Source organism: Inquilinus sp. OTU3971, from assembly GCF_038440215.1.
On the sequence record NZ_JASATH010000020.1, the window covers coordinates 1 to 13,072 of the forward strand.

9 protein-coding genes are annotated in these 13,072 nt (G+C 68.9%); 2 read left to right on the top strand and 7 right to left on the bottom strand.

All coding sequences use genetic code 11. From position 1 onward, the window contains the following. Nucleotides 1–188 precede the first annotated feature (188 nt). The 5 genes from AAHM41_RS07425 to AAHM41_RS07445 all read right to left on the bottom strand — a co-directional run bounded on the left by AAHM41_RS07425 (nt 189) and on the right by AAHM41_RS07445 (nt 8,317). Complete coding sequence (locus AAHM41_RS07425; RefSeq protein ID WP_342235888.1) at nt 189–1,934, bottom strand: ABC transporter ATP-binding protein; 1,746 nt, start codon at nt 1,932–1,934, stop codon at nt 189–191. Between the two features lie 4 nt (nt 1,935–1,938). Continuing rightward, a complete protein-coding gene (locus AAHM41_RS07430) occupies nt 1,939–3,117 on the bottom strand; it encodes an ABC transporter permease (RefSeq protein ID WP_342235889.1) in 1,179 nt (392 codons plus the stop codon). Between the two features lie 10 nt (nt 3,118–3,127). Then, entirely contained in the window at nt 3,128–4,114 is a 987-nt protein-coding gene (locus AAHM41_RS07435) for an ABC transporter permease (RefSeq protein ID WP_342235890.1), read from the bottom strand. 116 nt (nt 4,115–4,230) lie between these two features. Further along, nucleotides 4,231–6,342 (bottom strand): alpha-amylase family protein, encoded by a 2,112-nt coding sequence (locus AAHM41_RS07440; RefSeq protein ID WP_342235891.1) that lies wholly within the window; start codon nt 6,340–6,342, stop codon nt 4,231–4,233. A 31-nt stretch (nt 6,343–6,373) separates the two neighbouring features. Further along, entirely contained in the window at nt 6,374–8,317 is a 1,944-nt protein-coding gene (locus tag AAHM41_RS07445; protein ID WP_342235892.1) for an ABC transporter substrate-binding protein, read from the bottom strand. Between the two features lie 113 nt (nt 8,318–8,430). Between AAHM41_RS07445 and AAHM41_RS07450 the strand changes: the two genes are divergently transcribed. Continuing rightward, nucleotides 8,431–9,453: a LacI family DNA-binding transcriptional regulator gene (locus AAHM41_RS07450; protein WP_342235893.1), complete on the top strand. Its 1,023-nt coding sequence runs from the start codon at nt 8,431–8,433 to the stop codon at nt 9,451–9,453. 46 nt (nt 9,454–9,499) lie between these two features. Here AAHM41_RS07450 and AAHM41_RS07455 read toward each other — a convergent pair whose 3' ends face one another. Together AAHM41_RS07455 and AAHM41_RS07460 are read right to left on the bottom strand one after the other, a co-directional pair. Beyond that, nucleotides 9,500–11,110: an MFS transporter gene (locus tag AAHM41_RS07455; protein ID WP_342235894.1), complete on the bottom strand. Its 1,611-nt coding sequence runs from the start codon at nt 11,108–11,110 to the stop codon at nt 9,500–9,502. Further along, nucleotides 11,107–12,141, bottom strand: a complete 1,035-nt coding sequence (locus AAHM41_RS07460; protein ID WP_342235895.1) for an HlyD family secretion protein — start codon at nt 12,139–12,141, stop codon at nt 11,107–11,109. Before AAHM41_RS07460 ends, AAHM41_RS07455 begins: the two co-directional genes overlap by 4 nt. 444 nt (nt 12,142–12,585) lie before the next feature. Here AAHM41_RS07460 and AAHM41_RS07465 point away from each other — a divergent pair, with 444 nt between their 5' ends. Continuing rightward, nucleotides 12,586–12,963, top strand: a complete 378-nt coding sequence (locus AAHM41_RS07465) for an Hpt domain-containing protein (RefSeq protein ID WP_342235896.1) — start codon at nt 12,586–12,588, stop codon at nt 12,961–12,963. Nucleotides 12,964–13,072: the final 109 nt, after the last annotated feature.

Here is a 13,072-nt window from a genome sequence, read left to right on the forward strand (position 1 = left end):
GTTTTTTCCCCTGGGGGGGGGGGCGCGCCCCCACACCCCTCCCCTGCCCCCCTCCCGCAAGGGGAGGGGGGACTAAAAGAGGAGCGGCTCAGCTATTCGGAAAGGCCTCTCCTCCCCGGTCAAGCCCGGGGAGGAGAGGCTACGCCCGGTGCGGCCAGCGTGATCTGACCCATCGGCTCCGCCCGCGGTCAGCCGCCGGCACCGCTTCTCGCGGCGACGGGCGGCGGCTCGGCCGGTCCACCGGCGCGCAGGCGGTGCAGCATGCGCTTGCGGCGCGGATCGGGGCTCGGCACGGCGGAGATCAGGCGCTGGGTGTAGGGCTCGCGCGGGCGGGTGCAGATCTGCTCGGCGTCGCCGGTCTCCACGATCCGGCCCTTGTGCATGACGATCACCCGGTCGCAGAAGTACCGGACCACCGAGATGTCGTGCGAGACGAACAGGAAGCTGAGGCCCAGCCGGGCCCGCAGCTCCAGCAGCAGGTCGAGGATCTGGCTGCGGATCGACACGTCGAGGGCCGAGGTCGCCTCGTCGGCGATGATGACGCGCGGGTCGAGCGCCAAGGCCCGGGCGATGCCGATGCGCTGGCGCTGGCCGCCGGAGAAGGCGTGCGGGTGCCGCTCCATCGCCTGCGGGTCGAGCCCGACCAGCGCCATCAGTTCGACAACCTTCGCCTCCAGCGCCTGGCCCTGCGCCAGGCCGTTGACCTTCAACGGGTCGCCGATGATGTCCTTCACCGTCATCCGCGGGTTGAGCGAGGAGAACGGGTCCTGGAACACCAGCCGGACCTCGCGGTGGAAGCGGCGCAGCTCGCGCTTGCCCAGGCCCGTCACCTCGACCTCCCGCCCCTCGCGGTCGCGATAGGTGACGGTGCCCGCGGTCGGCTCGACGATGCGCAGCACCAGGCGGCCGAGCGTGGTCTTGCCGGAGCCGCTCTCGCCGACGATGCCGAGGCTTTCGCCGGGATGGAGGTCGAAGCTGGCGTCGTCGACGGCGTGCAGGGCATAGCGGCCGCTGCCGGGAAGCCAGCGGCGGGCGTCGCCATAGACCTTGCCCAGGCCGCGGACGGACAGGATCGGCGCCTCCGCGGCCGCGGCCCCTGCCCGCCTCGCCCCGCCCGCCTCGAGCTTCGCGGTCGAGGCCAGCAGGCGGCGGGTGTAGGGGTGCTGCGGCCGGTGGAAGATGTCGTCGACCGGGCCCTGCTCGACGATCCGGCCGAAGCGCATCACCGCCACGTCGTCGGCGACCTCGGCCACCACGCCGATGTCGTGGGTGATCAGCAGCATGGCCATGCCACGGTCGACCTGCAGCCGCTTGATCAGGTCGAGGATCTCGGCCTGGGTGGTGACGTCCAGCGCCGTGGTCGGCTCGTCGGCGATCAGGATGTCCGGGTCGCAGGCCAGCGCCATGGCGATCATCGCCCGCTGCCGCATGCCGCCGGAGAACTCGAAGGTGTAGCGGTCCGCCATCCGCTCCGGGTCCGGGATCTCGACCTGGCGCAGCAGCTCGATCGCCCGCTGCCTGGCCTGGCGCCGGTCCAGCGCCGTGTGCAGGCGGATCGCCTCGACGATCTGCGAGCCGATGCTGTGCACCGGCGACAGCGAGCTCATCGGCTCCTGGAAGATCAGGCCGATGCGGCGGCCGCGGATGGCCCGGATGTCGCGGCCGCGCGGGTCCAGCGCCGCCACGTCGATCTCGCGCCCCTCGGTCCGCAGCAGGATGCGGCCGCCGATGATCCGGCCCGCCCTGTCGACGATGCGCAGCAGGGCGCGGGCGGTGACGCTCTTGCCCGAGCCGCTCTCGCCCACCAGGCACAGCGTCCGGCCGCGGCGGAGGTCGAAGCTGACATTGCGGACCGCGTGCAGGATGTGGGTGCGCAGGTGGAAGTCGAGCGACAGGTCGCGGACCGACAGCGCCACGTCGTGGGGTGCGTCCATCGCCTCAGCTCTCATACGGGTCGGCGGCGTCGCGCAGCCCGTCGCCGAAGAAGTTGAAGGCGAGGACGGCGACCACGACCGCGAGGCCGGGCCAGAACAGGAGCCAGGGGGCGGTCGCGACGGTGCGGATGCTCTGCGCGTCCTGCAGCAGCACGCCCCAGCTGACCACCGGCGGCTTCAGCCCGATGCCGAGGAAGGACAGCGAGGTCTCGGCCACGATCATGGTCGGCACGGCGAGGGTGACCACGGCCAGGATGTGGCTGGTCAGCGACGGCAGGATGTGGCGGAAGATCAGCCGCCGCTCGCCCGACCCATCGAGCCGGGCGGCGGTGACGAAATCCTCGCCGCGCAGGGCCAGGAACCGGCCGCGCACCTCGCGCGCCAGCCCGGTCCAGCCGAGCAGCGACACGATCACGGTGATGACGAAGTAAACCTGCAGCGGCGACCAGCTGAGCGGGATCGCGGCGGCCAGGCCGAGCCAGAGCGGGATGGTCGGCATGGCGCTGACCACCTCGATCAACCGCTGGATCAGCATGTCGACCCAGCCGCCGTAGAAGCCGGAGACCGCGCCCAGCGTGACGCCGAGGATCAGCGAGAGCGCGACGCCGACCAGGCCGATCGACATCGAGATTCGGGTGCCATGGACCAGCCGCGAAAACAGGTCGCGGCCGAGCCGGTCGGCACCCAGCAGGTACATCGGGTCGTTCGGGTTGAGCGGCCCGATCAGGTGCCGGTCGAGCGGGATCAGCCCCCACAGCTTGTAGGGCCGGCCTTTGACGAAGAAGCCGACCGGCACGACCTTGCTGTCGTCGACCACGAAGGTGCGGCGCAGCGCCTGCGGGTCGATCTCGATCTTGTGGCCCTTGACGTGCAGCTTGAACTCCCAGCCGCCATCCGGCGTGTCCACGAACAGGCTGAGGCCCTGCGGCGGAGCGTAGGTGTATTGCGGCCGTGAGAGGTCCGGGCTGGAGGGGGCGAGGAATTCGGCGAAGGCGCCGACGAGGTAGAGCAGCAGCACCACGACAGCCGCCGCCATCGCCACCTTCTGGCGCAGCAGCTTGCCCAGCATCAGCCGCCAGGGGCCGACCGCCGCCGCCGTCGCGGCGCCGCGGCCGGGCTTGAGCGGGCTGATCGCCGGGCCTTCGGTGTCCAGCTCCGTCCGGGCCAGGTCCTGCATGGTCATGGCGCGGCCCTCAGTTGAACCGGATGCGGGGGTCGAGCAGCGCCAGCAGCAGATCGGAGACCAGCATGCCGACCAGGGTGAGCGCGCTGAGCAGCAGGATGAAGCTGCCGGCCAGATACATGTCCTGCGACACCAGCGCCCGCAGCAGCAGCGGCCCTGCGGTCGGCAGGTTCAGCACGATCGCGGTGATGGTGACGCCCGAGACCAGGTGCGGCAGCACCCAGCCGATTGCCGAGATGAACGGGTTCAGCGCGATCCGCACCGGGTAGCGCAGCACCAGCCGGTGCTCCGGCAGGCCCTTGGCCCGGGCGGTGACGACATAGGGCTTGTTCAGCTCGTCGGTCAGGTTGGCGCGCAGGATGCGGATCAGCGCCGCGGTCCCGGAGGTGCCGATGACCACGACCGGGATCCAGAGATGGGCCAGCAGGTCCCAGGCCTTGCCCCAGCTCCACGGCGCGTCGGCGTATTCCGGCGAATACAGGCCGCCGACGCTCTGCCCGAGATAGCGGTAGCAGAGATACATCAGCGTCAGGGCGAAGATGAAGTTCGGGATCGCCAGGCCGAGGAAGCCGAGGAAGGTGAAGACGTGGTCGCCCACCGAATGCCGGCGGACCGCGGAATAGATCCCGATCGGCAGCGACACCGCCCAGACGAAGACCAGGCTCAGCACCGAGATCGCCAGGGTCGACCCCATGCGGTCCCAGATCAGCCCGGCGACCGGCTGGTTCCAGTCGAAGGAATAGCCGAAATCGCCGCGGAACAGGATGCCGGACATCCATTTCCAGTACTGGACGTAGAAGGGCTGGTCGAAGCCGTATTGCGCCCGCAGCCGCTCGATCTGCGCCGGGTCGATCGGCTGGCCGTTGTCGGACCAGGAGGACAGGAGCGAGGTCAGGTAGTCGCCCGGCGGCAGCTGGATGATCAGGAACGAGATCAGCGACATGCCGAACAGCGTCGGCACCATGGCGAGTATGCGCTTGAGGATGTAGCCGAGCATCCGTCTCCTCCGTCGGCGCCTTCCTTGAGGCGTAGGTTGGGTTCGCCGATGGGCGAACCCAACAGGACTCCGGCGTCACGCTGCTGGGTTCGCGGTCGCGAACCCAATCTACGAGGTCATCTCCACGTCACATGGACGACCTCCAGCCGGTCGATCGACGGCACCTCGATCACGACCCGGCCGTCCTGCGGCGTCGCCGGCACCTGACGTCCGGCGACCAGCAGCGCCGCCCTGGCCACCGACCGGCCCGGCGGCATGGCGATCGAGACGCGCTGCGGGCCCAGCGGCAGCACCTCGCGCACCGGCCCCTTCAGCATCATCGGGTTGGTCAGGTTGACGATGGTCAGCGCCAGGCCGGAGGCGTCCTCGCGCAGGGCGAGATCGACCACGCCGGGGCCGTCGATGGTGACCTGCGGCGCCGCGCCCAGGGCCCAGCGCACAGCGTTGCCGATCAGCCGGGAATGGTCGGGTGCCAGCACCTCCCAGAAGATCTCGCCGATGTTCCAGGGGATGTAGACCGACCGGCCGCCCGACCCGGTCTCGCGCGCCACCACGGCGGCGCCCTGCGGCGCCTCGCGGGGATAGACCTCCTCCATCGGCAGGTCCGGGAAGTCCGGGACGTAGAGGAAGGGCTGTTCGGCACCGTCAGCCGGTGCGACATGGATCAGCCTTGTGCCGCCGATGATGCGCGCGGCGCCGTCATAGCCGGCATTGACCGGGTGCCGGCCGTTGAGGGCGACATAGCCGTTCTTGACGATGCCGCGCGGGCCGGATTGCAGCGTCACGCCCAGCACGTCGGCCAGGCCGAACTCCGGCCGCATCGCGCCGGTCTCAGTCCGCAGCGAGGTCTCATAGGCGGCGACGATGCTGCCGCCGCGCCCGACATAGGCGCGGATCGCCTCGCATTGCGCGTCGGACAGGCAGGAGACGTTGGCGAGGACCAGCAGCTTGAACCGGTCGAGCGCCTCGGCCGTCATCACCTGGTCGGACAGCAGCTCGAAGGGCAGCCGGGCCTCGACCAGCGCGTGGTAGAAGCCGAGGTCGTGGCGCTCGGCCTCGTGGCGCTTCTCCGGCGCCCAGTGCCGCAGCGTGGTCGACGGGTCGATCACCGCGATCTCCGCCGCCGGCCGCATCGGCGCCAGCACCGGCTCCAGCGCGGCATGGACCGCGAAGGCATCCGCCACCGGCTCGACCCAGCGGATGTCGGAGACGACGCCGTTGAACTTGGTGAACCAGGGATGGATGCCGTGCGCGGCGCCGTCATTGATCCACAGCACGATCTCCTCGCCCGAGGTCACGGCGTCCTTCCAGCGATACTCCTCCTCCGGCCCGATCGAGGTGATCATCTGCACCGGGCGGTCCGGGAAGGTGGCGCGGATGCGCTTGCCGTTGCGCCCGGCCGACCAGCCGACCTCGACCCCGCGCCGGCCCTGATGGTCGACCACCAGGAACGGGCAGTGCTTCTGGATCACCGACAGGTCGAACTCCATCAGCGAGGAGCCGCTCATGTTCGGGATGAAGCTGGCATGCGGCCGGATCGCCTTCACCGCGTCGTCCCACTGCGCCACCACGGCGGTCAGCACCTTGCGGCGCCAGGCCGCCCAGGCCTGCCAGACCGGGTCGTTGGCGTCCGGCTGCAGCGGCAGGTCGTGGCCCGAGTCCGCCTTGAACCGGGTGCGGCAGCTGTCGCAGTAACAGACGCCGTGGCCCTGCCAGCGATTGGCGAAGATCGCGTCGATGTCGTAGTTGCGGGTGATCTCCTCGACCACCTGGGGCATGAACCTGCTGTTGTAGTCGCCATAGGCGCAGGTCACCCAGACATCGGGATAGGCCCAGTGCCGCCGCGGGCGGCCCTCCTTGTCGACCGCGATCCATTCCGGATGGGCGTCGGCCGCGTCCTGGTGGATGGCATGCGGGTCGACCCGGGCCATGACATGCATGCCGAGCGACCGGGCGCCGGCGACCAGCGTGCCGAACGGATCGGTCTCGCCGATGAAGCGGCTGACATAGTGCAGCGGCACCTGGCTCGGGTAATAGGCGATGTAGCCGCCGGCCGAGAGGCAGGTGGCGTTCGACAGGGTGCGGCGGAACAGGTCGATCCAGACCTCCGGGTCGAACCGGACCGGGTCGTCCTCGGCCAGGGTCAGCTGGGTCCAGCGGGTGGCGGTCCGGTACCAGTCGGGCGTGCGGAGCGCGGTCGGCTGCGAGGTGTCGGGCATCGTGTCCATCGGCTCGGTCGTGGCAGGGCGGGAGTCGGGATCAGGCCTTGAAGTACTGCTCCGGCCGGGTCGGGCCGGGCGTCGGCCAGCCGAAGGAGTTCGGCATGGTCTTCGTGACGTTCACCATGGCGTTGCGGACGACGCCGTAGCCGTCGGCCGGCAGGGTCACGCCGAAGGTGTAGAAGGCGTCGGCGCAGAGCTCGAGCACCTGCCGCATCAGCTCGTTCTGCTTGGCGGGGTCGGCCGTGGCCTTGAGCTGGTCGTAGAGCTCGAACTGCTTCTTGGTGACCTCCGGCGGCTCGATCGCGTCCGGGTTGGTGCGGTCGCGGTACCAGAGCTGCCAGCCCTTGGCGTAGAAGGATTCGGTCGTGTAGGGCAGGAAGTAGCGGGGGTCGAGCATCGCCGGGATGCCGGAATTGCCGCCGAATTTGTGGGCGGTGCCGTCGAATTCCCGCCCCTGCCGCACCCGCGTCTCCCACAGCGACCGGTCCATCGGCTTCATCTGCACGTCGATGCCGACCGCCTGGAACATCGGGATGGCAAGCTGGAAGATGTCGAGGAAGGTGGTCCGCGACTGGTCGATCTCGAAGATGATCGACACCCGCCGGCCCTGGCTGTCGAGGCGATAGCCGTCGCCGTCCTTGTCGGGGAGGATCTTGTCCAGCGCCGCATTGGCGCCGTCCGGATCATAGGCCGTGTACTGCGTCGCCAGCCGCTCGACATAGAGCGGGTCGCCCTTCTCGATCGAGGGCTGGGCCGGCGCGCCCTGGCCGATGAAGACGGTGTCGATCAGTGCCTGCCGGTCCAGCGCCATCGACAGCGCCGCCCGGAAATCCTTGTTCTGGAACAGGGCGCGCTTGACCTCGTCCGGATGGTTGAGGTTGAGCATGAAGACCATCTCGTTGGCCTCGGTCGAGGTCAGCGTGTAGAAGCCGTAGCCGCCCTTCTCCCGGCCGTCGAACAGCACCGCCTTGTTGGCCGGCGTGGCGATGTACTGGTCCATCATGTCGATCTCGCCCTGCAGCACCTTCAGCAGCAGGACCTGCGGGTCGGCCACCATCTGGTAGACGATGCGGTCGAAATAGGGCAGCTGCTGCCCGGCGGTGTCGACCTTCCAGTAATACGGGTTGCGCTCGGCGATTGCCCGCTCGGTGCTTTCCCCCGGCGCGACCGTCAGCTTCCAGGCCGTGAGGGTCGGGCGCTTCGAGTTCTGGAAATAGTCGTTGTCGCTGGCGAAGCCGGCCTCGAACTGGAACAGCGGGATCCAGCTCTCGAAGCCGCGGGACTTCGCCAGCTCATTGGCCTGCGGGTTGTGCTTGAGGTGGAACTGCTGCAGGTAGTGCTTCGGCGCCTTGCAGGTCTGGTCGGAATTGGCCCAGGCGATCTGCAGTGGGAACAGGCCGCTCGGCCGGTCGAAGATCACCTTGAAGGTCTGCGCGTCCACCACCTCCAGCCGGGCCGGCTTGCCGCCGGACTTCCAGTGGTCCTGGCCGATGAAGGCGACCTCCTTGTTCAGCAGGATGTCCTCGTACCAGAAGCGGATGTCCTCGGTGGTGAAGGGGTGGCCGTCCGACCATTTCATCCCCTTGCGCAGCCGGACCGTGAACTCCCTGGCATCCGGGCTGGCCTGGAAATCCTCGGCGACGTTCAGCGTCACCCCCGACCAGTCCGGCGTGTAGCGCAGCAGCGGCTCATAGCCCTGGTAGCGGACCAGCATCGACAGCGACCCGCCGCCGACCAGCGCATGGGACCAGTCGCCGCCATGGGTGCCGACGCGGTCGACCGGCGTGACCACCAGCGGGTTCTCCGGCAGCCGGTCCTTCAGCGGCGGCAGGTCGCCCTTGTCGACCAGCGCCTGCAGCACGGCGGCTTCCTTGGCATCCCCGGCGAAGGCGCGGACCGGCAGCACCGGGATGGCGATCGCGGCGGAGCCGGCCGCGAGAAAGGCACGACGGCTCAGCGCCGCCTTCAGCTCTTCCCTCATGGTTTCCTCCCAGCCAGTGAGGCTAACGCATTAGCTCTTGCTTTGGCTAACAGCAGCGTTGCAGTATGGATTTGTTAGGTAAAGCGTTATGTTCGATCTTTGTCGGATGACGGATGGCGATGGGTGCTGAGCGACGAGGCGGCCGGGTGACGCTGCAGCAGATCGCCGACCGCGTCGGCGTGTCGAAATTCGCCGTGTCGCGCTCGCTCTCGGGCAAGGACGGCGTCAGCGAGGCCACGCGCCTCAGGGTCGAGGAGGCCGCCGCGGCGCTCGGCTATTCCGGCGCCCAGGCCGGCCCGCGCGACATCGGCGTGGTCTGCTACGACATGGACCTGGTCAACAGCGAGCTGCGGATGATGGTCCAGAACGGCGTGCAGCGGGAGGCGCACCGGCTGGGCTATCCCCTGCGGCTGCAATGGACCCACTCCCCCGACCATGTCGCCTCGATCGCGAAGCTGAGCGCCGGGCTGCTGCTGATCGGGCCGCATGACCGGCAGACCATCGAGCTGGTCGAGGCCATGCGTATCCCGGTCGTGCGCATGGGCTGGATCTCCCCGCTCGAGCCGGTCGACCAGGTGACGGGCACCGACCACGAGGCCGGCCAGGCGGTCGGGCAGTACCTGCTGCAGCTCGGCCATCGCGTGATCGCGTTCGTCTACGGCGCCACCGCCTATCGCGGGCGGATCGAGCGCTATCACGGCATCCGCGAGGTCACCGAGGTCGAGCCGGGCGCGTCGCTGCACCAGATGTGGTTCGAGGAGAACACCGGCTTCGCCGACGCGCTGCGCGCGCTGCAGGCCGAGGGCGTCCACCCCACCGCCTTCTTCTGCCCGCATGACGGGCTGGCGGTGACGGTGGTGTCGGAGCTGCTGAGGCTCGGCTACCGCATCCCCGAGGATGTCTCGGTGATCGGCTTCGGCGACTTCGTGGCGGCGACGCAGATCTCGCCGCAGCTGACCACCGTCCGGGTCCATGGCGCCGAGATGGGTGCGGCCGCCTTCCGCCTGCTGATCGAACGGATCAAGCAGGGACGGCCGCCCTATGAGCCGCCGCAGCGCATCCAGATCGCCTCGAAGATCGTCGAACGGCGGTCCTCGGGCCCCTGCCCGCCGGCCGGACCGCGCCGGAGGGGCTGATCGCCGGCGCGCAGCGGCGCCTCGACGACAGGATGATCCTCGGCGCTCACGTCAGCCCCTCGGCCTCGGGTGACCGCGCAGCGTGCTTGGCCGCGTATTTGTGGAGTCCGATCTTGATGGCGACCAGCACGGGCGCGGCGAACACGAACAGCAGGGCGACGGCATTGAACGCCGTGTCGAAGGCGATCACGGTGGACTGGCCTGTGACGACCCTGCCCAGCAGGGCCGTGGCAGCCCGGCCGGCAGCCGCGGCGTCCATCCCTCTCGCCGCGAGCATGGCGGTCGTCGTCGTCAGCCTTTCGCCGACGGCGGGGATTCCGGCTGTGATGTTGGCGCCCAGGACCGCGGCATTGGACACGACGTTGTGGTCGATCAGCGTCTGGAGCCCGGCGACTCCGATGAGGCCCCCGAGTTGGCGGCCCGCATTGAAGAGGCCGATGCCGGAGACGAGGTGCCCGCTGTCCAGCTGGCCGAAGGCGATCAAGGTGATCGACAGGAACAGGAAGCCGAGGCCGAGGCCGCGCAACAGGATGGCGGCCATCATGTCGTCCGCGCCGCTTTCGCTGGTCGAGCCGGACAGCATCCACATCGCCACCATGATCATCAGGATGCCGAAGGGCACAGTGGCGACCGGAGGAAGGTGCCGGGCCTGCATCAGGAAGGCGGCGACCAGGAGCGAGCCGATGAACAACGCGCCGCTCGGCAGCAGCAGCAGGCCGGCGTCGGTCGGCCTGAACGCGAGGACCGAGACGGCGAAGGAGGGAATCAGGTACGCGCTGCCGAACAAGGCGGCACCGGCGACGAAGCTGACGATGAAGGCGAAGGCAAAATCGTCCGATCTGAACAAGGTGAAGTCGAGCAGGCCCTGGCCTCCGGCCAGCACCTGCTGGCCGAGAAATGTCAGCAGGCCGGCTGTACCGATCACCGTCAGCCACAGGATGCGGGGCTCCTCGAACCAGTCCCATCGGCTGCCCTGGCTGAGGACGTAGGTGAAGCAGAACAGCGTGACGGAGATCAGCGAGAACCCGATCCAATCGAACCGACGGTGCGGAGTCCTGGCGGGCCATGGGCCGTCCCCGATCAGCAGGAGCCCGGCAGCCGCCAGGGCCACCGGGCCCACGCTGAAGAAGATCCAGGTCCAGGACTGGCTGTCGAGCAGCCAGCCTTGCAGGGCCGGGGCGATCGTTGCGGCAGCGACGACGGCCCCTATCGCGAACAGGGCCTGCAGGATCGGCTGGTGGGATCGCGGATAGGCGAGGAAGATGATGGCCTGGCCCCCGACGAGCAAAGTGCCGCCGGAGAAGCCCTGGATGATTCGGAGCGCGACCAGCAAGTCTAGCCGAGCCGTGATCGCGGCAATGCCGCATGCCGTGCCCATGACCAGGATCGCGCCGATGATCAGGCTGCGCGGATTGACACGGCTCAGCAGCGCGGAGGCGGCCATGAACCCGATCAGCTTGAAGGCGGTGTATCCGACGTCCAGCCAGGCGAACTCATCCGGCGTTGCATAGGTGTCGCCGATGATGTCACCGCGCCCGAGCGACAGGACGGTGCTGGCGATCGCCTCCGTCAGCATGGCCAGCACGATGCCCACGACAAGAAGGGCTCCTGCCGCAGATCTGTCGCGGGTCCGCGTGGTGGCGACGGCCGTGGTCACGGGCCGCGTCCAAGATCGACCTCGACGCGCGCGGACAGGCCGGGCACGAGGCGGCCGGGCAAGGGATTGCCGGCGAACCGGATCTTCACCGGAACGCGCTGGACGACGCGGACGAAGTTCCCGGTCGCATTGTCGGTTGGGAGCAGGCTGAAGGCGGACCCGCTGCCGGGCGCAAAGCTGTCGACCACGCCTTCGAGCGCCTCGTCCGGGTAGCCGTCGATGGTGATGCGGACGGGCTGACCGGGCCGGATATGCTCGAGCTGGGTTTCCTTGAAATTGGCGACGACCCAGACGTCGTCGACCGGCACGATATCGAGCAAGGCTGAGCCCGGCGCGACGAGCCGGCCGACGCGGACTTGGCGGTTGCCGATGACGCCGTCGACCGGCGCACGGACCACGGTATGGTTGAGATCGATCTGGGCGAGATCGCGCGCGGCTTGCGCCTGGGCCACGGCGGCAACGGCAGCGTCGCGCTGGGTGGCAAGGACGGCGATCTGCTGCTGCTGAGCGTCCACGGTTGCCGACGCAGCGGACACGTCCGCCTCGGCCTTCGATTTCGCCGCGTCACTTTCATCGACCTGGGCCTGGCTCACGGCGCTGCCACGGATCAGTTCGCGGCGGCGGTTGGCCTCCCTCGTCGCGCGGTTCAGCTCGGCCATGGCCGAGCGGCCTTGCGCTTCAGCCTGCCGGATGACGGCCTGCTGATGCTGGGTCTCCGCATCGACATTGGCGAGGCGGGCCTGGGCGGCCGCGACATTGGCCACGGCCTGCGCCAGCCGCGCGCGGTAGTCCCGATCGTCGATCCGGAACAGGACGTCACCCGTCCGGACGGCCTGGTTGTCCTCGACGTCGACCGCCGTGACGTAGCCCGCGACCTTCGGGGCGAGCGAGGTGACGTCCCCGCGGATATAGGCGTTGTCGGTCGACGTCTCGCCGATCGAACGAGCCCAGGCCCATCCCGCGGTCACGACCACCACGGCGCCAAGGCACAGCAGCAGGCCGAGCATCTTTGTCTTGGTGAGCTGTGCCATGACGACCTCCTGCCTAAGTGCCATCCAGCCGCCGTCGACCGACACGCTGGTGCCGATGATCTGGTCGGCCGCGGCGGGTTCATCTCTCGCGATCGAGGCACCAGGCGCCGTCTCGGCCGAGGGATGTCGTCCCTCATGTCGCGGCCAGCGCCTGGAAACGAGAGGAAGGATGGTGGATCTCGGGGGGCCTCCACCATTGTGCCGGCCGCTAGTCCGGCACACCGAAGGATGGGACACCCTGTCCCTTGGCACAGGTCGGCTCGCCGAAGCCCTCCCGGTGCGGCCATCGCGTGATCGTCTTCGTCCACGGCACCGCCGGCTATCGTGGGCGGGCGGAGCGCTACCACGGCATCCGCGAGGTCACCGAGATCGAGCCGGACGCGTCGCTGCACCAGATGGTTCGAGGAGAACAGCGGCTTCGCCGACGCGCTGCGGGCCGAGGGGGTGGACGACTATGTCGGCAAGCCGGTGCAGCTGGCCCGGCTGCAGGAGGTGCTGCAGCGCTGGATGCCGGCGGCCGGATCCGAGACCCCTGCTCCGGCGGAGACGGCAGCCGTCGTCGACCCGAAGGCCCTGGTCGGCCTGTTCGGCGACGACACCCGGACCATCGCCACGATGCTGGCGGATTTCGTCGCCGCGGCCAGGGCATCGGCCGCGGCGATCCTGTCCGCCATCGCCGACGGCCGGACGGCCGATGTCGCGGCCGAGGCGCATCGCCTGAAGGGATCCGCCCGCATCGTCGGCGCTGGAGCATGGCGTCAAGGCACAGGCCGCGGATCTGGCCGGCCGGGCCGACCGCGCCTGATCATCACCCAAAGCTGAAATCGGCATTTTCAGACAAATTAAAAACAACTGCTTTATTGTATTCCACCCAATAGAACTTCGACAGACGCCAATTCCTCCGATATATCTCTGAGACGAATCGATTATC